This window comes from Egibacteraceae bacterium (genome assembly GCA_035540635.1).
GTDB lineage: Bacteria > Actinomycetota > Nitriliruptoria > Euzebyales > Egibacteraceae > DATLGH01.
On sequence record DATLGH010000063.1, the window covers coordinates 19,459 to 43,642 of the forward strand.

Consider the following 24,184-nt stretch of genomic DNA (forward strand, 5'->3'; position numbering starts at 1 on the left):
GGTCAGCGGGCCTCGGCGACGGCGTGCTCGACCGCGCGGGCGAGCTCGGCCACCGTCGGCTGCTCGAAGACGGCGGTCACCGGCAGGTCGATGTCGAACGCGTCGCACAGCCGGGCGACCACCTGCGCGGCGGCGAGCGACTGGCCGCCGAGGTCGAAGAAGTCGTCCTGCACGCTGATGCCCTCGCGTCCCAGCACGGCCTGCCACACCGCCACAACCGCCGACTCCGCCTCGCTGCGCGGGCTCTCCGCCACCGGGGCGGTGACCGCCCGTGCCACGAAGCGCTCGCGCAGCTCCGTCTTCAGCACCTTGCCGGACGGGTTGCGGGGGAGACGGTCGACGAAGAAGACCTGGCGGGGGACCTTGTGCTCCCCGAGGCGCTCGCGGGCGAAGGACTGCAGCTGCCGCACCTCGACCCCCGAGCTCGCGACGACGGCCGCGGCGACCGCCTGCCCGAGCACGTCGTGGGGGATGCCGAAGACCGCTGCCTCCCGCACAGCGGGGTGCGCGGACAAGACGTTCTCGACCTCCACGGAGGAGATGTTGAGCCCGCCGCTGATGATGAGGTCCTTCTTGCGGTCGACGAGGTAGAGGTAGCCCTCCTCGTCGAGGTAGCCGAGGTCGCCCGTCCGCAGCCAGTCGCCCGCGAAGGCGTCCGCCGTCGCGTCGGGGTCCCGGTAGTACACGCGGCGGGGCGCGCCGGCCCGCCGCAGCCAGACCTCGCCCGTCTCACCGGCCGGCAGGTCCGCCCCCGTCTCGTCGACGACCCGGACCTCGGTGCGACCTACGGGCCGGCCGACCGACCCCGGGCGTCGCGGGTCATAGCCCATGAGGGTGCGGGCACTGCCCGACTCGGTGAGGGCGTAGGCGTTCCACAAGGTGGCGTTCGGGAAGGCGGCGGCCAGGCGCGGCAGCAGCGCCGGGGGCACGGGTGCGGACGACAGGGTGACCCGCTCGACCGACGAGACGTCGTGGCGCGCCGCCGCCCCGGAGGAGACGACCATCTCCGCCATGGCGGGCACGAGCTGCAGCCGCGAGATCCGCCGTTGCGCCACGAGCGCGCAGAGGCGGTCCGGGTCGAACGTCGGCAGCACGAAGGCGGTGACCGGCCGCCGCAGCGGCATGCGCAAACACTCCTGGCCGGCGTTCGTGCCGACCGGGAAGGCGTGCACGAACGCGACCCTGCCGCTTGGTGCCTGCGGCGGCAGGTCGTGGACGAGGATGCTTTCGTGGGTGCAGGCGACGCCCTTGGCCGTGCCCGTCGTGCCGGAGGTGTAGATGATCTCGGCGAGGTCCCCCGCGTGGCTGGACGGCGCGCTCAGCGGGGGGGCGGCGGCGCCTGCACGCTCGAGGAAGCCCGGCTCGACGACGGGATCCAAGCCCGTCGACGCGGTGAGGTCGGAAGGTCCGACCGTCATCGCCACGCCCGCGTGCTCGGCGATCGCCGCGAGCTCGGCCGGGGAGAAGCGGGACGACAGCGGGACCGCGACCGCACCGAGCTTGAGCACCGCGAGGTAGCACACGGCGTAGTCCGTCCATCGCGCGTTGTCGAACAGCAGCACGACCCGGGCGCCGGCGGTGACCCCCTCGGCGGACAGGCCGCGGGCCGTCGCGTCCGACCGCTCGTCCCAGTCACGGTAGGTCAGGGCAGGGCCCCCGTCCACGACGAGGGCCAATGCGTCAGGCTCCGCGGCCGTTCGAAGCCGAAGAAGATCGGGAACACGCGTCGCCTTGGGCTTCATCCGCGCAAGAAGGTTACCACCGCGTACGGTGGCGTTGACGGTCTTCTCGACCGTGCAGTACCGTCGCCACCATGGCCCCGTTGCGTGTCATGTGCACCTGCCTTCCCGGTTGGGGTCACTTCCTGCCGATGCTGTCGCTGGCCCGGGCGGTCGCCGAGGCCGGCCACGTCGTCGCCTTCGCGACCGCCGAGGACTTCTGCCCCCGCATCGAGCAGACGGGGTTCGCTGCGTTCCCCGCCGGCCTCAGCCTCCCGGAGCAGCTTGCGCAGGCGGCACGCCGCTTCCCGGAGCAGCACGCCCTGCCGCACGGCAAGGAGCGCTTCTGCGAGTTCGTTCCCCGCATGCTCGCCGGTGTCGCCGCTCCCGAGCGCGCCGGCGACCTCATGAACGTGTTCGCGCGGTGGCGACCCGACATCCTCGTGCACGACGAGACCGACTTCGGCGGTCCGGTCGCCGCGGCCGTCTGCGGGGTGCCCTACGCCGACCACAGCGTCGGGTTCCTGCGGCCCCTCCGCATGGCCCGTCTCGCCCGGGCCATTCTCCACCCGCTGTGGGACCGGTGGGACGTCGACCTCGGGGAGCACGGGGGGCTGTTCCGCTACCTCTACCTCGACGTCTGCCCGCCGAGCCTGCAGTCGGCCGAGATCGGTGAGATCGCCGTCGCCCACCCGATGCGCAACACCGACGTCGACCCCGGCGGCGACACGCTGCCCTCGTGGGTTTCCAAGCTGCGGCCCGCGCCGACGGTCTACGTGAGCCTCGGCACGATCTTCGACCGGGGGCAGGAGGTCTTCGCCGCCGTGCTGGAGGGCCTGCGCGACGAGTACCTCAACGTCATCGTCACGGTGGGCAACCAGAACGACCCCGCAGCGCTCGGCCCCCAACCCGACAACGTCCACATCGAGCGGTTCATCCCTCAGGCGCTGCTGCTGCCCTTCTGCGACGTCGTCGTGAACCAGGGCGGCACGGCGATCCTGCCGATCCTCGCCCACGCGCTGCCGCTGCTCGTCCTTCCGCAGCGGGCGAACCAGTTCCACAACGCGGAGGCGTGCGTGGCCGCCGGTGTGGCACGCCGGCTGCTGCCGCACGAGGTCACCGCCGAGGCCGTGCGGACCGCTGTCCTCGCCCTGCTGCGCCAGCCCACGTACCGGCGGCGAAGCCGGGAGGTCGCCGAGGAGATCGCCCGCATGCCCCACCCCGCGGAGGCCGTCCGCCTCCTGGAACGGCTGGCCGAGGAGCGCGCGCCGCTGACCCGGGCTCCGCTGTAGACCATGACGGGTCTGCGGTTCGAAGACCGGTTGGCGGACCTCGACGAGGAGCGCCTTCCCGCCGTGCACACCGACATCCCGGGGCCGCGTTCGGCGGCCCTGTGGGAGCGCGACGCACGTTTCCACGCGAGCAACGCCTCGTTCCCCGCGCAGTCCCTGCGTCTGGTGATCAACGACGGCTCGGGAGCGCTCGTGCGGGACGTGGACGGCAACGTCTTCATCGACTTCTCGTCGGGGATCGTCGTCACGAACCTCGGCCACGCCCCGCCCGCCGTCGTCGAGGCGCTGACTGCCGAGGCCGGCCGGCTGCTGCACTTCTTCGACTTCGCCACACCCCCGCGGGTGGCGTTCTTCGAGGCGCTCTCGCGAACGCTGCCGCCGAGCCTGCAGACCTATCAGATGTACACGACCGGAGCGGAGGCGGTCGAGGCAGCCATGCGCCTGGCCAAGGCCTACACGGGCAACTACGAGTTCATCTCGTTCTTCGACGCCTGGCACGGACGCACCCTCGGGGCCATGTCGCTCATGGGCGGGTTCCCGTTGAAGCACGGCTACGGCCCCTTCGCACCCGGGGTCCTGCACAGCGCGAACGCGTACTGCTACCGCTGCCCGCTCGGACTGGAGCGCGACCGCTGCGAGGACGCGTGCGCGGCGTTCGTCGACCGGGTGTACGCGCAGTCGAGCGAGCGGCGGCTGGCGGCGGTCATCATCGAGCCCGTCCAGGGCGTCGGCGGAGCCATCGTCCACTCGCCGGCGTTCCTGTCGCACCTGCGCGAGTTCTGCGACCGCACCGGTGCGCTGCTCATCTTCGACGAGATCCTGACCGGGGTCGGGCGCACCGGCTCCATGTGGGCGTTCGAGCAGACCGGGGTGGTGCCCGACATCCTGATCGCGGGCAAGGGTCTTGCGTCGGGGTACCCCGTCTCGCTCATCGCCTCGCGCCGCGAGATCCTCGACGTCCTGCCCTTCGGGCAGCCCGGAGCGGGGGCGTCGACGTTCGCAAGCGGCAACCTCGCGTGCGCCGCGGGCGCGGCGACGCTCGACCTGCTCGCCGACGGCACCGTCCTGGCCGGCGCGCGCCGCGTGGGCGGCGAGCTGTTCGCCGGGCTGCGCGAGCTCGCCGAGCGCCACCCCATGATCGGTGAGGTCCGCGGGCAGGGGCTGCTGCTCGCCCTCGAGCTCGTCAGGGACCGGCAGACGAAGGAGCGCGTCCCCCCCGAGGTCGGGCGGGAGCTTCTCGCAGCCCTCGCCCGGCGTGGGGTGCTCGTCGCCGGCGGGGGCGCCGTCGTGCGGATCACGCCGCCGCTCGTCGTCAGCCAGACGCTTGCACGGCGTGGGCTCGCGCTCCTCGACGAGGCGCTGACCGAGGTCGAACAGGGGCTCGCCATGGGGGCCCCGGGAGGATGAGCGGCACCGCCTTCGGGGGCGTGCACCACGTCGGCATCACCGTCACCGACCTCGCCGCTGCCGCGGCCTTCTGGGAGCGCCTGCTCGGCGCTCCCCCGCGGGACCGCCGCACCCTCGACGGTCCCCAGCTCGGCACGCTGGTCGGCTACCCCGGCGTGCGGATCGACTCGTGCTGGTTCGATCTGCCCGGTGGCGTCGCGCTCGAGCTCCTGCACTACCTCGACCGCCCGGAGGCCCCCTACGACCCGGGGACTGCCCACCCCGGCAACGTCCACGTCTGCCTGCGGGTGGACGACATGGCCGCCGCCCATGCCCACGCGGTGGCCTGCGGGGCCCGGCCGGTCAGCGAGGCGCCGATCGAGGTCTTGCACGGTCCCCGGGCCGGCACGAAGGTCGCCTACCTCCGCAGCCTCGACGGGGTCACCATCGAGCTCCACCAGCCCGGGAGGGCAGATGGCTAGCGGATCGGGCACGAGGCTCGTGCTGCTCGGGACCGCCGGCGGGCCCCTCCCGTCGCCGGTGCGGGCGGGCATCTCCCAGGCGGTCGTCGCCGGGGGTCGCGCCTACCTCGTCGACTGCGGCAGCGGCGTCACCCGCCAGCTGCGCCGCGCCCGGCTGCTGTCGAGCCTGCACGCGGTGTTCCTCACCCACCTTCACTCCGATCACGCCTGCGACTACTTCAACCTCTTCCTGCTCGGGTGGCCCATCCTGCAGTGGGGTCCACCGGTCGACGTCTACGGGCCCGGCAGCGCGGGCCGGCTGCCTGCGCCGACCACGGAGCGCCCGGCGGACCGCCCCCTGTCCATCGTCAACGCCTCCAACCCCGTGCCCGGCCTCGCCGACCTCACCCGCTCGCAGATCGCCGCGCACGCCTACGACATCAACGTGCGGATCCGTGAGGCGGGCCGCACCGACCTCACCGAGCTGGTCGTGCCGCACGAGATCGCGCTGCCGCCCGACCTCGAGGCCGGCCCGGGGCGTGTGGCTCCGCCCATGGCGCCGGTTCTCGTGGCCGAGGACGACCGCGTGCGGGTGACCGCCGTGCTCGTCGAGCACGCCCCGGTCTTCCCGGCCTTCGCCTACCGGTTCGACACCGCCGACGGTTCGGTCGTCGTGTCGGGCGACACGGCGCCGTGCGGGAACCTCGTCGCGCTCGCGCGTGGCGCCGACGTCCTCGTCCACGAGGTGTTCGCCGACGACATCTGGGCGCAGCGTCCGGAGGAGGTGAGCTGGGAGGCCAGCCAGCGCGAGCATCATCTCTTCACGGCCCACACCGCGCTGAGCCAGGTGGGCAAGGTGGCCAGCGAGGCGGAGGTCGGCCGGCTGGTCCTCACGCACTTCGTACCCGGCGACGACGTCCTGCCGGACGAGCACTGGCTGCGCGGACTGCGCGGGACGTTCGACGGCGAGGTGACGGTCGGCAGCGACCTGCTGGAGCTGCCGCTGTGACGACGCTGCGCGGCCCGACCATGCCGCTGCCCGAGGACGCGACGCTCGCCACCCTCGTAGAGGCTCAGGTCGACCGCACCCCCGGAGCCGTCGCGCTCGTCGGCGGCGACGAGCAGGTGACCTACGCGGCGCTCGACGACCGCGCGAACCGGCTCGCGCACCACCTGCGGGCCCGCGGGGTCGGTCCGGACGTCCCGGTGGCCGTCTGCGTCGAGCGCTCGGTCCACCTCGCCGTCGCCCTCCTCGGCGTGCTCAAGTCAGGCGGCGCCTGCCTGCCCCTCGATCCCGCCTACCCCGCGGCGCGCCTTGCGTTCATGCTCGCCGACGCCGCGCCGCCGGTCGTGCTCACCGTCGACCGCCTCACCGGGGCGCTCCCCGCCTACCCCGGCCCCGTCGTCCGGCTCGACGCCGACTGGTCGGAGGTGGCCCGCAACCCCGCGGACCGCCCGGACGCCGCGGCCGACCCCGACCACCTCGCGTACGTGATGTACACCTCGGGCTCCACCGGCCAGCCCAAGGGTGTCATGCTCGCCCACCGGGGACTCGTCAACCACAGCCTCGCCGTCCGCGAGCTCTACGGGCTCCGCCCCGACGACCGGGTGGTGCAGTTCTGCTCGATCAGCTTCGACGTGAGCGTCGAGGAGATCTTCCCCACGTGGGCGTCCGGTGGTGCGGTGGTCCTGCGACCCGACGACGTCCCGGTGCTCGGGCGCGCGTGGGTGGAGTGGCTGCGGCGCCTGCGGGCCACCGTGCTCAACCTGCCGACGGCGTACTGGCACGAGTGGGTCCGCGACCTCGCGACGCACGACGAGCGGGTCCCCGGCGACGTCCGCCTCGTCGTGGTAGGCGGTGAGAGGGCGCTGGGTTCGGCCTACCGTTCGTGGCTCGAGGTGGGAGGTGACGTGGTGCCGTGGGTGAACGCCTACGGGCCCGCCGAGACGAGCGTGCTCGCCACGGCCTACCAACCGCCGGTGGGTGCGCGCCTGCCCGACGGGGTCGACCCGCCGATCGGGCGCCCCCTGGCGAACACGACGCTGCACATCCTCGACGCGCGCGGCGAGGCGGTGTCGGCCGGAACCCCCGGCGACCTCCACATCGGCGGGGTCGGCGTCGCCCGCGGCTACCTCAACAGCCCAGATCTCACCGCTGAGCGCTTCGTGCCGGACCCCTTCTCCACCGCGCCGGAAGCCCGCCTGTACCGCACCGGCGACCTCGTGCAGGTGCTGCCCGACGGCAACCTCGCGTTCGTCGGGCGCGTCGACGAGCAGGTCAAGGTGCGGGGATTTCGCATCGAGTGCCGGGAGGTCGAAAGCGTCCTCACCCGCCACCCCGCCGTTACCGAGGCGGTGGTCGTCGCCCGCGAGGACAGCCCCGGGGACCGGCGCCTGGTCGCCTACGTCGTGGGCGGCCAGGAGCCCGCCGAGCCGGGGGGGCTGCGCCGCTTCCTCGCCGAGCGCCTGCCCTCCTACATGGTGCCGGGCGCGTTCGTCCACCTCGACGGCCTGCCCCTGTCGCCCAACGGCAAGGTCGCCCGGGAGGCGCTGCCGCCCCCCGGCGACGCGCGCGCCGAGCTGCCGACCCGGTGGGTGGCTCCGCGCACGCCGACCGAGGAGGCGATCGTCGCCATATGGTCGCGGGTGCTCGGCGTGACCGACGTCGGTGTCGACGACGACTTCTTCGACCTCGGGGGGCACTCACTGCAGGCGACGCACGTCGTCGCCCAGGTGCGTGAGCGCTTCGGTGTCGCGGTCGGCGTGCGCGCCCTGCTCGACGCCCCGACGGTCGCCGAGCTCGCCGCAGCCGTCGATGCCGAGCGCGGCCACGACCCCAAGGCGCCACCGCTGCGGCCCCAACCGCTGCGTCCGGGGCAGCGCATCCCGCTGACCCTGTCCCAGGAGCAGATGTGGCGGCTCGAGACGACCGCCGACCCACCGGGCCTCTTCAACGTCACCGCCCTGCACCGCTTCTCCGGGCGCGTGGACGAGGCCGTGCTGCGCGGGGCGCTCGGGCACCTCGCCCAACGCCACGACGCGTTGCGCACGAGCTTCCACGTCGACGACGGCGAGCCGCATCAGACCGTGGCGCGTGAGGTGCCGGCGGTCCTCGATGTGACCGACCTCACCACGACCGACCCGGCCGAGCAGGAGGACGCGCTGCGCCGGCGGGTCGCCGCGCAGGACGCCGCGCCGTTCGACCTCGCCGCACCACCCCTGTGGCGCGCGTGCCTGTACCGGCTCGACGACGAGCGCTGCGTGCTCGCGGCCACCTTCGACCACCTCGTCTGCGACGGGACCTCGGCGTACGTGTTCCTCAGTGAGCTGTCGGCTGCCTACGACGCGCTGGCGGCCGGCCGGACACCGGCGTTGCGGCGGCTGGCGGTCTCCTACGCCGACTACGCCCTGTGGCAGCGCCAATGGCTGGCGGAGGAGCGTCTCCAGGCCCAGGTCGACTACTGGAAGCGCAAGCTTGCGGGGATGCCGCTCGGCCCGGCCGTGCCGTTCGACCGGGTGCCGGAGCAACCGAGCCGGCGCATCGTCGCCCGCCCCATGTCCGTCGCGCCGGAGATGTACGAACGGCTGCAGCGGCTCGCCCGGCGCACCCGCAGCACGGTGTTCGTCACGACCGCCGCCGTCGTGCAGGCGCTCTGCAGTCGCGTCGGAGGGGCAACGGACGTGGTTTTCAGCACGACGCTGAGCGGGCGCCAGCATGCCGAGCTCGACGGGCTCGTCGGCTGCTTCCACGGCGTGGGGAGGATCCGTACCGACCTCTCCGGGGATCCGCCCTTCGCCGAGGTGGTCGCGCGGGTCCGGGAGAGCGTCCTCGGGCTGTTCGAGCACCAGGACGTGCCCTTCTGGCGCGTGCGGCAGGCGGTGCTCCCCCACTTCCCGTCCTCGGGAGCGGCGCTGCTCGCCGCCGCGCCGACCGAGTTCCAGTACTTCCACACCGCGCACGACGAGTGGGCGCCCGGCACTGGCGTGGTCGAACGCCCCGGGCCGGACAAGGGGCCCGACGAGCTGTACTTCCGGGGCCAGCTCCACCCGCTTGCGATCACGTTCCTCGACGACGGCACCCAGCTCTGGGGGGAGCTGCGCTACAAGAGCGACTTCTACGACGCCGACACGATCGAGCGCCTCGCGGTGGGGCTCGACACGCTGCTCGGGGCTGTCACGGAGGACGTCTCCCTGCGCCTCTCCGAACTGGTCGTGGATCCCCGCCAGTCGGCGAGGCCATGACCGCCGCTCGCCCCGACACGGCGGGAAGGACGGTCTTCCTCCAACCGCGTGACAGGGCCAGGCAACCGCACTCGTCCCTCATCACCCCGCAGCCAGCGCCACGCCCTCCCGTGCGCGCTGGCTGACCCATGCGCCGGGCATCCCAGCGGCCGCATCCTCGGGAGCATTCCTGGGCGGGCTCAGCGCGCGCTGACGCTTCTGACCGCCGCGGTGGGGCCGGCGACGGATCCGCTTCCCTCGTTCGCGACGCACGGCTGGTTCACCGTGCCGAAGCGGTTGCGGGTCCAGCGGTTCGCGCCGCAGTCGTCGTTGCCGTCGACGCCGTCGATCGCGTTGTTGCGGCCGCGGTTGCCGGTCAACGTGCTGTCGGTCACGCCGGCGAGGCCCTCCGACGGGCCCTCGAGGAGGATGCCCGCGCCGCGGTTGCGGTTGACGACGTTGTTGCGGATGGTGTGGCCACGCGACTCCCGGCCGGCGACGGAGATGCCGTGGCCGAAGTTGTGCGACGAGTTGTTGCCCTCGATCGTGACGTCGTTGGGTGGGCGCACGAACGCCGGCCCCATTCGCATGACGGTGATTCCATGGGCGTGGGGGTCCATCTCGTGGGTGCTCTTGCCGGTCTCCGACACGCGGTTGTTGCGGATGACCGTTGCGTCGTTCGGCGGCGTGCCGGCCTGCGCGTTGTAGCTGTGCACGGCGATGCCGGCGATCGCGCTTCTGCTGACGCGGTTGCCCTCGATGACGTTGCGGTCCGCCCCGGGGCCCTCAACCCGGATGCCGATGTTCTGCACCGCTCGGCCGCGCCCCATGGGGCCCTGCCCGGGGCCGGTGCCGCACGTCGTCGGTCGCCCGTCCGGCGTCTGGTTCAGCACGTCGTTGTCGCGCACGTCGTTGTGGGCGACACGGTTGTCGTTGGAGTCGCCGACGAGAGCGATCCCTGACAGTGGGCCGTTTCGGTAGACGCGGTTGTGCGCGATGACGTTCTCGCTCGAGTCGGTCACGGTGATGCCTTCGCCGAAGATGCAGATGATGTCGTTGTCGACGTCGACGTCGTCGGGGTCGGCGTTCCTGCCGGTCAGGACCCGGTAGTTCACGTTGTCCTCGGCGGTTATCTCCTCGACGGTGTTGCCACCGCCTCCCTGGATGGCCACGCCCGCGTCGAAACCCGTGACCGTGCCGTTGCGGACAGTGACACCGCGGACACCGCGGAGGAGGATGCCGGCCCGGCACCGGCTGTCCCGCGCGGTGGGGTCGCCGATGATGGTGTGCCCGTTCAGGTCCACGGTGATGTCATCGGCAGTTATGACGAGGCCGTCGCCCGAGCACGGTCCGACGTCCTTGTTCAGGGTGATGCTGCGGGTGATCTCCTCGCCGCAACTGACGTCACTGGTCTCGTTCACGTTCCGTCTCCTCGTCGAGGTGGCAAGACGGGGCAGTCAACACCAACCTGGCATTTGCCGGTAGTTGCGGGGAACATCTACCCAAAGGTGCGCTGTGGCTGCCCAGCGCGAGGGGAGGGTCAGTAACCACCGCCCCCTTCGGCGAGACGCGGTCCGTACGGTGCGGCGTCGAGCCACCTGCCCAAACGGGGGACGCGGGTGGCGAGTCGGGCAGCGGTCTCCTGGCGGAGGCGCGTGCCAAGGCCTTTCGCCTCCATGAACGCCAGCGCCTGCCGCGCGGCGTCGCGGTTGCGCAGCGCCGCCGCCCGCCGTTCGCCGGCGAAGGTGTCGAGCGCCGCGTGTGCCACGGCGGGATACGCCGCGTGGAGTGCCTGCACCGCCGCCGCGGCGGCCGCGTCCGCGTCCGCCACACCGGAGTTCAGCCCGCGCGCGCCGAACGGCGCGAAGACGTGCGCCGCGTCGCCGACGAGCATCACCCGCCGGCCGGGGTCGACGAAGCGCTCGGCAACCGCCTGCTGGAACCGGTACGTCGACACCCAGGTGACACGGTTGGCGTAGCCTGTCGGCAGGATCCGGCGGACCCAGGCGCGTGCGCCCTCGGCGCTGCCGAGCGCGTCGGCGTCGTCGCCCCGGCGCAGCTGGACGTCGATCCTCCAGCCGCCCGCGAACGGCACGAGCAGGACGTTGCGCCCGTCCACTGCCGGATGGCGGTAGTGGTAGACCCGCTCGACCGGAAGGGGCCCCTCGTCGGCCTCGGCGACGTCGACGACGACGAACGGGGCGTCGGACCGCTCGCCCTCCAGCGCGACACCGAGACAGGCCCGCACGGTGGAGCGGGGACCGTCCGCGGCGATGACGTACGGCGAGGTCCTGCGCTCGCCGTCGGGGCCCGTGAGCTCCACGACGTCGCCGTCGACCTGCACGCCGCGGACCGGCCAGGCCCATGCGACGTCGACCCCGGCCGCCGCGCAGGCCGCGAGCAGGACCCCCTCGATCGTGGTCTGCGGCAGGCTCGTGAGCGGGGGCAGGCGCGAGCCGTCCCATGGGGGGTAGGTCTTCGCGTAGACCTCCCGGCCCTCGAAGAAGGTCCGCTTCGTGGGCCACACCACGCCCCGCCGGGCGAGCTCCCACCCGAGGCCGGGGCGGTTGCGCTCGTAGAGCTCGAGGCTCGCGCGGTGCTGGAAGATCGCCCGGCTGCCCGGGCGAGCGCGGTTCGCCGGCTCCGCCTCGACAACGAGCAGGTCGTGGACGCCGCGGGCGCGCAGCGCGAGCGCGACGGTCAGCCCGACGGGGCCTGCGCCGACGACGATGACCGCGCGCCGATCCTCCACGTCGCCCTCCTCAGCCCGGGGATCGTTCGACGGTGGCGGAGGGCGGCCGGTTGGCGGCGATGTCGGCGGCGAGGGTGTCGACGGTGCGGTTGCGGGTCACGTGAGCAGCGGCGACCGGCAGGCCGGCCTCCCGGGCGCGCGCGAGCACCTCGAGGAAGGAGAAGCGCTGCCAGTAGTTGCCGTCCGCGGGGACCTCGTCGACGCCGAGGACGTCCGCCCACAACGCCGTGAGGACGCGTGCCGCCCCGCCCGCACCGGTGGTTTCCGGGGAGGCGGAGCCGTCAGCCGATCCGGTCGGGTCCGCGCCCGGGCCCTCTACGGCCACCACGATCGCCGCAGGGCAGGCGTAGCCGGGCAGCCGTGCCCACAAGGCCCGCCGGACGTCCGCGACGCTGGGAGGCCGCCCCTCCGGGACGACGTGGGCGACGAGGGCCGGGTCGCCGTGCTCGTCGCGGTGGACGGTCACGGCGGCCCCCCGGACACCCGGGACCCCGAGCACGGCGGCGCGGACGCGTTCCGCGTCGACCCGAAAGCCCCGCAGGTCGACCACGGCGTCGCGGGATCCGAGCAGCTCAACCGTCCCGTCGGGCAGCGCCCGTGCGAGCTGGCCGGTGGGCCAGAGTCGCGGAGCGGCTCCGCGGGCCGGGGTCTGCACGAAGGGTCCGGGGGCCGGCGCGCTGACCGCAGGCATGACGCCGGGGCCGCCGAGGTGCAGCTCACCGGTGGCCCAGGGCGGCACGGGGCGTCCCTGGGTATCGAGGACCAGCGCGTCCATGTTCGCGAGCGGGCGTCCCGCCACCGGCCGGGCGTGGTCGCTCACCACGGCGGCGGTCGCGGCGAAGGCGCACTGCGGCGGGCCGTAGACGGCGAGGGAGCGCAGGGTCGTCGCCCCGCGAAGTCGCCGCCACGCCGCCTGGTCGAGGCCCCGGCGCCCGCCCACCACGAGCACCGGCTCCGCATCTGCACGCCCAGCCCGCTCGAGCGCGTCGGGCAGGCCGGCCTGGAGCAGCGCCGAGGCCTCCTCGGGTGCGCAGTCGAAAAGGTCGATCATCCCCGTGGCGGCCAGGGCCACGATCCGCTTGGGGTCGCCCGGCGTCCCGTCGTCGCCCACGCACAGGCGGTGACCGTCGAGGAGGGCGACGAGCTGGCGGACGAAGCCGTCACGGGTGGGGGCGGGCAGCCAGATCCGGCGTGGGTCGCCCCCCTGTGGGAGGAGCCCACGGAGCCCGGCCGCGAGGTGGAGCAGGTTGCGGTGGTCGAGCGCGACGCCGTCGGGGACCGCGGACGCTCCGCTGCCGAAGAAGACGGTCGCCGTGGCGTCGGGCGACAGGGCGGGGGGGTCGAGCGGCGGGGCATCGTTGGTGTCGTCGACCAGCTCGGCGGCGCGGAGCGGGACGTAGCGGGAGAGACTGCCGTGCGGATCGTCGCCGACGACGACGCCCGCGGCGGTCTTCGCGAGGATCTGTGGGAGGCGCTCGTCCACGGGGTCCAGCGCGACCCACGCGGCCCCTGCCTTCCACACGGCGAGGGCGGCGACGACGGCGGCGGTCGAGGGGCCGAGCGCGATGCCGACGGTCGCGCCGGGTTCGACGCCGGCGGCCTGCAGGCGCCCGGCGATCCGATCGGACCGGGCGTCGAGGTCGGCGTAGGTGATGGCCCGGGTGGGTGTGCGGACGGCCACGGCCTGTGGGATCCGTCGCGCCTGGGCGCGGAAGGCGTCGTGGACGGTCACTGCCGGCACCTCCGAGGCGGGGCCACGCGCGCGACCGACCACCTGAGCGGCATCCCGCTCGTCGAGGATGCGCAGCCGCGAGGCCGGCCGGGAGGGGTCGGCGACCGCGTCGGCGAGCAGCGTCGCGTAGCTGTCGAGCAGCCGGCGCACCGCCGGCCCGTGGAAGGCCCCACGGGCGACGCAGCTGAGCGCGTCGTCGGTCTCGGCCACCGACACGATCACGAACGTCCCCTGGTAGAGGCCCGCGCCCCACGCCACTGCCGGCTGGTCGGGGGTGGCGCCGTCCTCAGCCGCGAAGTGGGCGCGGCGGGCCGACGCGGCGGTCGCGAAGCCGGTCGACGCCGAGCCGGGAAGGGCGAGCTCCTCGCGGGGGGTCTCGCCCTGGAAGACGAGGGCGACGTGCGGCACGAGGCCGTGCGCGGCGGCTGGTTCCGCCAGCACGCCCTGCACCATGGTCTCGAAGGCGAGGTCCTGGTGGGACAGGGCGCCGAGCAGCGCCGTGCGGGTGCGCGCGACCACGTCGGTGAAGGGGGGGTCGCCGCCCAGCTGCAGCCGCAGCGGCACCTTCTTCGTGAAGCAGCCGATCAGCCCCTCGTGCTCGGTGCGGTTGCGGTTGGCGACCACGGTCGCGAGCAGCAGGTCCTCTGCGCGTGCGAAGCGATGCACGAGGACCCCGTATGCGGCGAGCATGACCATGAAGACCGTCGCGCGGTGACCCCGGGCGAACGCGCGAAGGCCGGCGTGCACCTCCGCGGGCAGGTCCAGCGAGACCGGCTCGCCGGCGGCCTGGGGAGTGCCCTCGGGACGCGCCGGGTCGTCGACCGGCAGCTGGGTGGTGAAGGGGGCGCCAGCGAGCTCACGTCGCCAGAAGGCCATCTCGCGCGTCCCGGCCGGACCGGCGAGACGGCGCCGCTGCGCGCGGGCGAAGTCGCGGAAGCCGAGGGGCAGCGCGGGCAGGGGACTCGCCCGACCGGCGGCGAAGGCGGCGTAGAGGGCGGCGAGCTCCCGCCTGAAGACCCCGACGGACCAGTCGTCGAAGACGCTGTGGTGCGTGCGGATGACGAGGACGTGATCCTCCGGCCCGAGTCGCAGGAGAGTGGGGACGAACATCGCGTCGGCGGTGAGGTCGAACGGACGCCGTCCCGCCTCCGCCACCCGCCGGGCGACCTCCTCGTCGCGTTCCGGGAGAGCCACGTCGGCGAGGTCGACGACCGTCAGCCGCATGGGGCGGTGCGGCCGCACGTGCTGAACGAGGCGTCCCTGCGTGAGCGCGAAGGTCGTGCGCAGCGGCTCGTGCCGGCCGACGATCTCGTCGAGGGCACGCGTCAGCGCCCCGGCGTCGAGCGGGCCACGGTAGCGGCGCGCGAGGCCTGGCAGGTTCTGGCAGCCCGGCGCGAAGTGCTCGTGCCAGAGCATGCCCTCCTGGGAGAAGGCGACCGGGGCCGCCGCCCCCTCGGGCGCGGGAGCCTGCCGTTCGACCGCCACGGTCAGGCCCGCCACCGTCGGTGCGGAGGCGAAGGCGTCATAGGGCACGCGCACCCCGCAGGCCTCCTCGACCAGGTCGAGCATCAGGCGCCCCGCAAGGGGGTCACCTCCGAGGGAGAAGAAGTCGTCGGTGGGCCGGATGTCCCGGCGCCCGAGCACGCGCCGCCAGGTCGCTGTGACCGCCCGCTCGGCGGGTGCGGGCTCGCCGGCTGCGCCCGCAACGTCGATCGCCGGAGCGCTCTCCGTGCCTCTCCCGAGGCGGCGGCGGAGCTCGGCGGCAAGGAGCACCCCGGCGCGGTTGCGCGGGAGGTGGTCGACGACGTAGACGGCTCCCGGCCGGTTGGCCTCGCCGATGCGGGCGCCGACCCATGCCTGCAGCGCGGATGGTGCGGTCCCCGAGCGCAGGGCGACGGCGGCCGCGACGGTGTCCGCCGCGGCGTCGTCGGGCAGTCCGAGCACGGCCGCGTCGACGACGTCGGGGTGGGCGCGCAGCGTGTGCGCGACCTCCGCCTTGCACACGCTCGCTCCCCGATGGACGACGACGTCGTGCCGACCCGAGACGAGGTAGAGGAGACCGTCACCCTCGACGTACCCGACGTCACCCGTCCACACGGGGCTCGACGCCTCCCCCGCGAGGACCGAGACCCGCCCGACCTGGCCGGGACGGGCGGTCTGACCGTCGGGGTCGACCACGGCCACGCGCGTTCCGCGGCCGGGTCGTCCGGCGGCGCCGGGCCGGGCCCGGTCGTGGAGGATGACCGTCCGCACCGCCGGGCCGTGCCCGAGCACGTCGACGAGCACGAGTGCGGCGCGGGGGAACAGCACCGCGAGTCGGGTGAGCAGCCCTGCGGACACGCCCCCCGAGGCGAGGACGAGCCGGGTGACGTGCGCGACGTCGTCAACAGCGAGCAGCCCCGACTCGAGGACGGCGTGCGCAGCTGCGGGATGCAGCGCACAGGCGGTGATGCCCCGCCGCGACACCAGCGCGCACCACCGGTCGACGGCGAAGACGGGAAGCACCACCGACGGCAGGGCGTCGTCGGCGAGCAGCGCGAAGAGCGCGTCCTGGCCGGCCAGCGTCCCGGGGGGGAACGCGTGCAGCAGCGGCGGTGCGCACGGCGGCGCGTCCCCGGCGCCCCACGGTCCGGCGCGAACGTCGGGGGTGCGAGTCACGATCTCGGGCGGTGCGAGCGGGTGGGGCACCGCGAGCAGCTCGGCTGGGGGCCCGGGCGGGTCGAGGGAGACCGGCGGCAGGCCTCGCCCGGCGCTGTCGAGGTCCCCCACGGCGACCGTGGGAACCCCCGCGTCGCCCAGGGGCAGGCCGTCGGCCCCGACGACGACCGACACCCCACAGGCGTGCAGCGTCCGGTTCAGGGCGGGCCCGGCCAGGTCGCCCGGCAGCGGGACGGGGACGGCGCCCGCTCGCTGGACCGCGACGTAGGCCGCCGCGTACTCGCGCCAGCTCGCCGCGTCGAACCGCAGGGCCACCCGCTCGCCGGGAGGGATCCCCTCGCGCCGCAGCCCCCGCGCCAGGGCATCGGCTCGCTCCTGCCAGGCGCCGTACGTGAGCTCCCCGCGCCCGTCGACCGTCATCGCGACCACGTCGGATCGGGCGGCGCCTGCCTGCCGGAGGCGAGCGTGCAGCCCGCCGTTCGCCGTCATGGTGGTCGCCGCGGCGCCCGCGGGTGCGAGGGCGCCGCGCGGTCACGCACCGCCCGTCTCACCCGGCGAGATCGGCCGCATCGGAACCGGCCGCGCAGCCCCGAGTGAGGAACCGGTCGAGCTCCTCCTGGCCGGTGGTGAACGCCGAGCGTTCGCTGACGTGCCCGTCGACGACGCGGAAGACCTCGACGGTCTTCCAGCCTCGCGGACCCTCCCCGAAGTCGTGCACCGCCTCGGCGAAGGCGACGACGTGCTCGCCGTGGACCACGATCTCGTCGTCTTCGACGCGTGCGGGAGAGGGCCAGAGGGGGGCGAAGTAGCGTTCCCAGGCAGCTTCGCGGCCGAGGTATGACCCGGCCATGGGGTTGTTGCCCTCGACGTTCCAGACCGCATCCTCGGCGAGGCAGCCGAGGAAGCGGTCGCGGTCGCGGTCGTTGAAGGCTGCGTGCACCGCGCGTACGACCTGCGCGGCGGGTCCGTCGTCGTGGGCGGCCATGGGGTCTCCTGCCGTTGATGGGGTGGGGCGCTGCGGCGGGAGTATGGCACCCGCGCTCGTGTAGCGAAGCGGCAGCGCCTCCCATTAGGGTGCGCCCGTTGACGTCGTGCGGAAGGCGGTCAGGTATGGGTGAGGCTCCGCGGCCGCGGCCGATGAGACCCGACGACGTCGCGGCGGTCGACGCGCTGTCGACCCGGTGCTTCGACGACCTCGCCCGCCGCCTCGACCTGCCGACGCCCTCCGACGGTCCGCCGAGTGAGGCGGAGACGGCCGCGAGCCACGGCCGGCTGCGCCATCTGCTCGCCTTCCACGGCGACGGCGCCTGGGTGGTAGACGGTGACGACGGCCTCGCCGCAGCCGCACTGGCCCTTCGCCGCGAGCGCTTCTGGGGACTGTCGCTGCTCGTCGTGGACCCTGCTGCGCAGGGCCGCGGGCTGGGCCGGCAGGTGCTGCAGGCGTCGATGGTCACGAGCGCGGACGCTGCCCGCGCCATGGTGCTGTCGTCGCAGGACCCCCGGGCGACCCGGCTCTACGGTGGAGCGGGGTTCGCCGAGCATGCCGGCCTGCGTGCGGTGGGAACGGTGCGGCGCGCGGGGCTGGCCCACGAGGCGGCGGTGGTGCGTGACGGGCGTGACGCGGACCGCGAACTCGCCGCCGAGGTCGACCGGGGTGTGCGCGGCGGCCCGCACGCGGCGGAGCTCGACGTGCTGCTCGACCACGCCGCCGGCTGGTGGGTGGTCGACGAGGGTGCATGCCGGGGATACGCCGTGCTCGTCCAGAACCGGGTCGCGCTCCTCGCCGCGACCGATGCGGAAGCCGCCCGCGCGCTGCTCGTGCGCTGCCTCGGTGCGGCCGATCCACACCGCCAGGTCGCCGTTCCCGCGCTCGGCGCCGAGGCATGGGCCGTGGAGCTCGTCCGCGGGGCCGGTTTGACGGTTCACCCGAGCGGGCCGACGTTCACCCGGGGGCTCGGCCCCCCACCGTGGTACCTGCCGAACCCGGCGTGGTTGTGACGCGCTAGTCACGCACGGCGACCGCGCCGGCGGTGCCGTCGACGACGACCAGGGCGCCGTCGGGGATCCTCCTCGTCGCCTCCCGGGTGCCGACCACGGCGGGGATGGCGAGCTCGCGGGCGACGATGGCGGCGTGCGACAGCAGGCCGCCGCGGTCGGTGACGATCGCTCCGACGAGGGGCAGGACCGCGTTGAACGCCGGGGTGGTGGACGAGGTCACGAGGACGTCGCCCCGGGCGATGCGGTCGAGCTCCGCGGCGCTGCGGATGACGCGGGCACGACCGGTGGCCGTGCCGGGGCTCGCCCCGAGGCCGTGCACGGAGGCCGCGGGAGCCCGTGCCTCGACCGGCGCCGCCTCCTCCGACATCGCCCGCACGTAGGCACGGAACGCACGCTCGGTGCGGTCAGCGCCTGCGGGGAGCCACTCGACGGGTATCGGCCGGCGCGGGGGGTCGCCGAGGACGGTCGGAACCCCGGCCTCCGACGCGTGCTCGCGGTAGTGGGCCCGCGCGGCGAGCTCATCGCCCGAGAGCCCGGCTGTACCCGCGAGCAACGAGCGGATCTCCTGCCGTCCGGCCTCGACGAGGTGCTCCGGCTGGGCGATGACGCCGGCGTCGGCGAGGCGGCTGCCCGCGGCGAGGATCGCCCGGCGCGCCAGCCCGTACGCCCACACGTCGCAGTAGGTGGCCCGCTCGTCACGCACCCGGTGGGTGGCCCGCGCCTCGGCGAGCAGCCCGTCGAAGGCCTCCCGCCTGCTGCGCGGCACGGCGGCCCGCACGCCGCTGAGGCGGTCCGCGAGCTCTTCGGACGGCTCGCTGCGGACCCGACCGGACCGTGCGGCGCGGATCGTCTCCACGAGGAGCTGCGGCATCTCACGCAGGCACGGCTCTCCCACGTCGGACCCGCTCCCGACGCTCCAGCCGCCGACGAGGACGAGGTAGTCGCTCGTTGCCGGGCCGACCGGCGGGGGGCGTGCCGTGAGGGCGGCGAGCACCCGTTCCGGGGGCGGGCCGCCGGCGAGCGCCGCCGCAGCTGCGGGGTCCTCCCGCAGCGCCTCGGCCAGGCGAGCAAGCTGCGGAGCCGCCCCGACCGCCAACGGACCGTCGCCGCGCACGAGCGCCACGAGCTCACCGTGCGGGCGACCCGTCCACTCGGCGGCGTGGACGAGGAAGTCGCCGGCGGGGACCACGGGAGCGACGTTCAAGCGGTGATGATGGTAGACGGACCCCACGAGGTTGTCCCGGCAGCGGTCCACATGGGTTGCGAGCTCCCCCGCGTGGCCGCCCGACGGGGCTGCTGCCTGCAGCGCGAGGTGCCCGCGACGCAGCCGGGGCTTGGTGTGCTCGTCCCACACGCGCACGTCCTCACGCCACGGCCGGTCGGTGAACACGCGGGCGCTCGTGGCGAGACGGGTGGCGAGCGCGGGGGTGGCGTCGACGAGGCGGTCCCAGTCCCGCCTCGCCAGCCCGGCGCCAGCCTCGGTCAGGGCGGGCACGGGACGCGGGCAGAGATAGGCCCACCGGTGCACGAACCCCCATGCGATGTGGTCGAGCAGGAGCCCGTAGCGAGCCGTCGCCTCCTGGAAGCCACGCCGGGCCGCGTCCCCGAAGACCTCGATGACGAAGTGCGTGGCGGGCCGGGGGAAGTGCGCGGTGTCGAGGCTCCACGCCCCGGGTCCCGGCGGCGCGAACGCCAGGGGATGCTCTGGGCGGCTCGGCACGCCGGGAGGATAGCCCCCGGGTAGCCCGGTTCGGGGAGGTCAGTGTTCGGCGCACTTACCAGCCGGCTCCGGGGGACGTACCGTGCGTGGGCGCTGTACGGCAATTGCGTTCACAGGGGGCGAGGGGTGACCGAGGACGAGGCAGCTCACGAGGACGCGGCAGCGCTCTCGGTGACCCCCGCCGACCGACGCACGCTCGAGGAGTGGAGCGCCCGCGGCGACGACTCCGCGTTGGCCCGCCGGGCGCGTATCGTCCTGCGGGCGAGCGAGGGAGCGTCGACGAGCCGCATCGCCTGGGAGCTCGGTGTCAGCCGCCCCACCGTCACCTTGTGGCGTGGCCGGTTCATCGAGGCTGGCCTCGACGGGATCGCGAGGATCAAGCAGGGCCGCGGCCGGCGGTCGACGCTGCCGCCGGAGAAGGTCCGGCTGATCCTCGACGTGAGCCACCGACCTCCACCGCCGGGCCATGCGCGGTGGACGGTGCGCGCCATGGCCGCGCATGCCGGCGTGAGTCCCGACACCGTGCAGCGCCTCTGGCGCGACCACGGCGTCCGCCCGCACGCTGCCCCGGCAACCGCCGTCGGCGAACGTCCCGGAACCGAGGACCGCGGTCACGCCCCCATGCTCGTCGACCCGCCGGCGAGCGCCACCGAGCCGGCACACCACCTGCCCGTCCCGTTCAGCAGCTTCGTCGGGCGTCAACGGGAGCTCAGCGAGGTCGCGGGCCTGCTCGGCGGGACGCGTCTCGTGACCCTGACCGGCGGTCCGGGGGTCGGCAAGACCCGTCTCGCGCTCGAAACCGCGACGCGCCTGCTGCCCGAGCGTGCCGGTGACGCCTGCTTCGTCGAGCTGGCGCCCGTCGCCGCTCCCCGCCTCGTCGCCTACGCCGTCGCGTCGGCGGTCGGCATCCGCGAGCACGCCGGCGAGGAGCTGGCCGAGACGCTCGTGGCCGGGCTGCGCCACCGTCAGCTCCTGCTCGTCCTCGACAACTGCGAGCACGTCCTCTCCGCATGTGCCGACCTCGTGCAGGCGCTGTTGCCCGCCTGCCCGCACCTCACGGTGCTCGCCACGAGCCAGGAACCGCTCGGCGTCCCGGGCGAGCGGGTGTGGCAGGTTCCCCCCTTGGCGCTGCCGGCTCCGGACGACAGCTGCGAGGCGCTCGAGTCGTCGGAGGCCATCCGCCTCTTCTGCGAGCGCGCGGGCGCGCAGGTGGAGACGTTCGCCCTGACGCGTGAGACCTTGGCCGACGTCGCCGAGATCTGCCGGCGCCTCGACGGCAACCCGCTGGCGATCGAGCTGGCCGCGGCGCGAGCGGGCGCGATGAGCCCTGCCGCGATCCTCGAACGCCTCGAGCAGCGGTTCCGGCTGCTCACCTCCGGTCGGCGAGGCGGTCCTGCCCGGCATCGCACGCTCGAGGCGGCCATCGCCTGGAGCTTCGATCTCCTCCCCGATCGTCACCAGACCCTGCTGCGCCGGCTGTCGGTCTTCGCGGGGGAGATCACCCTCGAGGCGGCCGAGAAGGTGTGCGACGGCGACGGACTGACCGGTGACGTCTTCTACCTCCTCGCATCACTCGTCGAGCGGTCGCTCGTGGTCGCGGAGGTCGCGGGCCGGCATGCCCGCTACCGCCTGCTCGAGACCATCGGGGCGTTCGCCCGGGAGCGCCTTGTGGAGTCGGGGGAGGCGGACCGGGTGAGGAGCCGCTTCGTCGCCTGGTGCACCGAGCTCGTCGAGCAGGCCGAGCCCGAGCTGACTGGCGCGACGCAGCAGGACTGGCTGTCGCGCCTGGAAGGCGAGCACGACAACATCATCGCCGCCATCGAGTGCAGCCTTGCCGCGGGCCAGGTGGAGCAGGCGCTGCGCATCGCCGGGGCCATGGCGGCCTTCTGGCGCCTTCGCGGCTACCTGCGCAAGGGCGCCAACCTCCTCGAGGGATGCCTCGCCGCCGCGGGCTCCGGGGTGCCGGAGGACGTGCGGTTGAAGGCGGCGTGGGGAGCCGGGCTCCTCGCAGCCATGCTCGGTGACTTCGCCACCGCACAGGTCCGGGGGGAGGAGAGCCTTCGGTCCGCCGAGAGGCTGGGGGACCCCGCCGCGGCGGCGCGGGCGCTCACGCTGCTCGGCTCCGTCCGGATGTACCGGGGGAGCCCCGCGGCCGCGGCAGAGCTCCTCGAGGAGGGGGTGCTCCGGGCGCGCAGGGCACAGGACATGAGGTGCCTCGTCGACGCCCTCGGTCGCTGCGGTCAGGCGCACATGCTTCGCGTCGACTACAAGGCCGCCCTGCCGTTGTTCGCCGAGTGCTACGACGTCGCGCGGCAGCTCGGCGACCGGCAGGCGGAGACCTTCGCCCTCGTCGGCCAGGGCTGGGCGGCCATGGACCTCGGCGACGACGCCGTCGGCGAGACCCGCATCCGCCAGGCGCTGGAGATCGCCCGCGCGCTCGGGGACCGCTTCCGGACGGGGGAGACGCTCGCTTTCCTCGGTGAGCTGTCCCGCCGTCGCGGGGACCTGCCGGAGGCGGAGGCCCTCTTCGCGGAGTGCCGCCAGGTCGCCCAGGCCATCCGTGCGCCCCTGCTCCAGGCGCGCTCCTTGGGGGGCCTCGGGCGCGTCGAGCTCAGCCTGCAGCGCTACGAGGCCGCCCGGGCCTACTTCGACCGGGGGATCGCCATAGCCCGGGAGGTCGGGTTGCCCTATGTCCTCACCCGCATGCTGCTCGGGGCCTCCGCCTGCGCGCACGCGCTCGGCGACGACGCCGCAGCGGAGGACCTCCTCGCCGAGGCGCTCGCGCACGCCCGCACGCACGCCGATAGCCAGGGGACGGCCACGGCCCTCTATGCGTCGGCGGTATGCGCGCGGAGGAAGGGCTGCCTCGACCGGGCGGCCCTCCTCCATGCGGATGCGCTGCAGATGCACGTCGACGCCGACGACACGGAGTCGGTCGCCCGCTCCCTGGAAGGCCTTGCCGGCATCGCGCTCGACCGTGAGCAGTTCGTGTTCGCGGCGCGCCTGTTCGGCGCCGCCGCCGCCAGCTGGCGCCGGGTGGGCTGCCGGTGCGCGAGGTGGCCGTGGGAGCAGGAGCGCTATGACCGTGACCTCGCCCGCCTCGGGCGGGCCCTGCCGGCCGATGCCCTGCGGGCGGCCTGGCACGAGGGGGCGGAGCGCTCCCGCCAGGACGTCGTCGGCTACGCCCTGCGCCGCACCGGCGGGAGGCGGCGCAGCGCAGAGGGCCGCGCAGGCCTCACCCCCTCGGAGCTGGAGGTCGTCCGTCTCGTGGTCCAGGGGCTGACGAGCCGGGAGGTGGCCGAGCGGCTGTTCGTGTCACCCCGCACGGTGGACGCCCACCTTGGGCGCATCTACCGCAAGCTGGGCATCCGCTCGCGCCAGCAGCTGCGCGAGCTCGTCGAAGCCATGCCTGAGCTTCAGCTCACCGGCGCCTGAACGAGCGCGCACCGGTCCGTCCGCTCAGGGCTGTCGACGAGGGGCGCGCCGGTGGCCGGCTGCGGCCTCGAGCCAAAGCATTTGTCGGACGCACGGGCGCGGAGGCGCCACGCGATTTCCCGCCATGGCCGGGCATAAGCGCACCCGTAACCCATTTCCCCGGCCATGCCGTAGCCGGCTCGCGCGGGCAGCGCGCGCTGGCATCACTCTGTGTGCGTTCCACAATACTGAGCGGCGGAGAGCGCTTCCCCAACAATAGGTAGTTCCTACCGATGCCCGCGTAGTCCGGATGGGCCATGCTCGGTCCTCGGCGGCCGCGGTGGCTGCAGCGCTCCGGCGCAAGAGAAGTGGCGAAGGTCACGTGGCGGCTCCTGCGTGGCCACCTTTCGCCGCCCGACTCAATTCCTCATAAACACGGTCGAGGGGGACCAAAATGGAACAAGCCACTCAGGTGCGCGCTCTGCGTCACACCGTCGTCGTTGCTCTGGTGCTCAGCATGCTCGTCGTGCTACCCGCGGTACCGGCGGCGGCGAACCACGTGCAGTGCGGTGACGTGATCACCCAAAACGTGACCCTCGACGCGAATCTGGGTCCGTGTCCGGGTCATGGGTTGATCATCGGTGCGAACAACGTGACGGTGAACCTGAACGGGTTTGCGATCATCGGGGATCCGGCGGCGCGTCCTTCGGGTGAGCTGGTGCAGGGCAGCCGTGACCGTGCGGGGGTGTTGTTCCGGCAGGTGACGGGCTCGATGGTGATGAACGGTGAGGTCCGCGGCTTCGACGCGGGTGTGGCGATCATGGGTGGGGGC

The 24,184-nt window shown here is 74.0% G+C and carries 14 protein-coding genes; 8 read left to right on the forward strand and 6 right to left on the reverse strand.

Annotated elements, in window-relative coordinates; translation table 11 throughout:
- Positions 1-2 precede the first annotated feature (2 nt).
- Positions 3-1,742 carry a non-ribosomal peptide synthetase gene (locus VM324_10835; protein ID HVL99774.1) on the reverse strand — a complete coding sequence of 580 codons (1,740 nt, stop codon included), beginning with the start codon at positions 1,740-1,742 and terminating at the stop codon, positions 3-5.
- Between the two features lie 71 nt (positions 1,743-1,813).
- Between VM324_10835 and VM324_10840 the strand changes: the two genes are divergently transcribed.
- The 5 genes from VM324_10840 to VM324_10860 are packed head-to-tail and all read left to right on the forward strand — an operon-like array spanning position 1,814 to position 9,099.
- On the forward strand, positions 1,814-3,010 hold the full coding sequence (locus VM324_10840; GenBank protein HVL99775.1) for a glycosyltransferase: 1,197 nt from the start codon (positions 1,814-1,816) through the stop codon (positions 3,008-3,010).
- A gap of 3 nt (positions 3,011-3,013) precedes the next feature.
- The gene (locus VM324_10845; protein ID HVL99776.1) at positions 3,014-4,417 is read left to right on the forward strand and encodes an aspartate aminotransferase family protein; all 1,404 of its coding nucleotides are present in this window, start codon (positions 3,014-3,016) and stop codon (positions 4,415-4,417) included.
- A complete protein-coding gene (locus VM324_10850; protein HVL99777.1) occupies positions 4,414-4,878 on the forward strand; it encodes a VOC family protein in 465 nt (154 codons plus the stop codon). Before VM324_10845 ends, VM324_10850 begins: the two co-directional genes overlap by 4 nt.
- Positions 4,871-5,866, forward strand: coding sequence for an MBL fold metallo-hydrolase (locus tag VM324_10855; protein ID HVL99778.1), 996 nt, complete (start codon positions 4,871-4,873; stop codon positions 5,864-5,866). The genes VM324_10850 and VM324_10855 overlap by 8 nt, the downstream gene beginning before the upstream one ends.
- Entirely contained in the window at positions 5,863-9,099 is a 3,237-nt protein-coding gene (locus VM324_10860) for an amino acid adenylation domain-containing protein (protein ID HVL99779.1), read from the forward strand. Before VM324_10855 ends, VM324_10860 begins: the two co-directional genes overlap by 4 nt.
- Positions 9,100-9,278: 179 nt before the next feature.
- Here VM324_10860 and VM324_10865 read toward each other — a convergent pair whose 3' ends face one another.
- The 4 genes from VM324_10865 to VM324_10880 all read right to left on the reverse strand — a co-directional run bounded on the left by VM324_10865 (position 9,279) and on the right by VM324_10880 (position 17,205).
- Positions 9,279-10,499: a right-handed parallel beta-helix repeat-containing protein gene (locus tag VM324_10865; GenBank protein HVL99780.1), complete on the reverse strand. Its 1,221-nt coding sequence runs from the start codon at positions 10,497-10,499 to the stop codon at positions 9,279-9,281.
- 119 nt (positions 10,500-10,618) lie between these two features.
- The gene (locus VM324_10870) at positions 10,619-11,830 is read right to left on the reverse strand and encodes an FAD-dependent monooxygenase (GenBank protein ID HVL99781.1); all 1,212 of its coding nucleotides are present in this window, start codon (positions 11,828-11,830) and stop codon (positions 10,619-10,621) included.
- A gap of 10 nt (positions 11,831-11,840) precedes the next feature.
- On the reverse strand, positions 11,841-16,709 hold the full coding sequence (locus VM324_10875; protein ID HVL99782.1) for an AMP-binding protein: 4,869 nt from the start codon (positions 16,707-16,709) through the stop codon (positions 11,841-11,843).
- Between the two features lie 58 nt (positions 16,710-16,767).
- Positions 16,768-17,205, reverse strand: coding sequence for a nuclear transport factor 2 family protein (locus VM324_10880; protein ID HVL99783.1), 438 nt, complete (start codon positions 17,203-17,205; stop codon positions 16,768-16,770).
- Between the two features lie 152 nt (positions 17,206-17,357).
- On the opposite strand from VM324_10880, the gene VM324_10885 reads away from it, so the two are divergent.
- Complete coding sequence (locus tag VM324_10885) at positions 17,358-18,218, forward strand: GNAT family N-acetyltransferase (GenBank protein HVL99784.1); 861 nt, start codon at positions 17,358-17,360, stop codon at positions 18,216-18,218.
- A gap of 4 nt (positions 18,219-18,222) precedes the next feature.
- Here the strand turns inward: VM324_10885 and VM324_10890 are convergent, their stop codons facing one another.
- Positions 18,223-19,938 (reverse strand): PEP-utilizing enzyme, encoded by a 1,716-nt coding sequence (locus VM324_10890; protein ID HVL99785.1) that lies wholly within the window; start codon positions 19,936-19,938, stop codon positions 18,223-18,225.
- Positions 19,939-20,064: 126 nt separating this feature from the next.
- Between VM324_10890 and VM324_10895 the strand changes: the two genes are divergently transcribed.
- Both VM324_10895 and VM324_10900 read left to right on the forward strand, forming a co-directional pair.
- The gene (locus VM324_10895; protein HVL99786.1) at positions 20,065-23,373 is read left to right on the forward strand and encodes a tetratricopeptide repeat protein; all 3,309 of its coding nucleotides are present in this window, start codon (positions 20,065-20,067) and stop codon (positions 23,371-23,373) included.
- 496 nt (positions 23,374-23,869) lie between these two features.
- Positions 23,870-24,184: hypothetical protein (locus VM324_10900; GenBank protein HVL99787.1), on the forward strand; the 315-nt coding region annotated here is incomplete at its 3' end.

Excerpts from the sequence above, each read along its gene's own strand:
- VM324_10880 (HVL99783.1), bottom strand. The coding sequence starts at position 17,205 with ATGGCCGCCCACGACGACGGACCCGCCGCGCAGGTCGTACGCGCGGTG.
- VM324_10855 (HVL99778.1), top strand. The coding sequence starts at position 4,871 with ATGGCTAGCGGATCGGGCACGAGGCTCGTGCTGCTCGGGACCGCCGGC.
- VM324_10840 (HVL99775.1), top strand. The coding sequence starts at position 1,814 with ATGGCCCCGTTGCGTGTCATGTGCACCTGCCTTCCCGGTTGGGGTCAC.
- VM324_10875 (HVL99782.1), bottom strand. The coding sequence starts at position 16,709 with ATGACGGCGAACGGCGGGCTGCACGCTCGCCTCCGGCAGGCAGGCGCC.
- VM324_10835 (HVL99774.1), bottom strand. The coding sequence starts at position 1,742 with ATGAAGCCCAAGGCGACGCGTGTTCCCGATCTTCTTCGGCTTCGAACG.
- VM324_10850 (HVL99777.1), top strand. The coding sequence starts at position 4,414 with ATGAGCGGCACCGCCTTCGGGGGCGTGCACCACGTCGGCATCACCGTC.
- VM324_10845 (HVL99776.1), top strand. The coding sequence starts at position 3,014 with ATGACGGGTCTGCGGTTCGAAGACCGGTTGGCGGACCTCGACGAGGAG.
- VM324_10885 (HVL99784.1), top strand. The coding sequence starts at position 17,358 with ATGAGACCCGACGACGTCGCGGCGGTCGACGCGCTGTCGACCCGGTGC.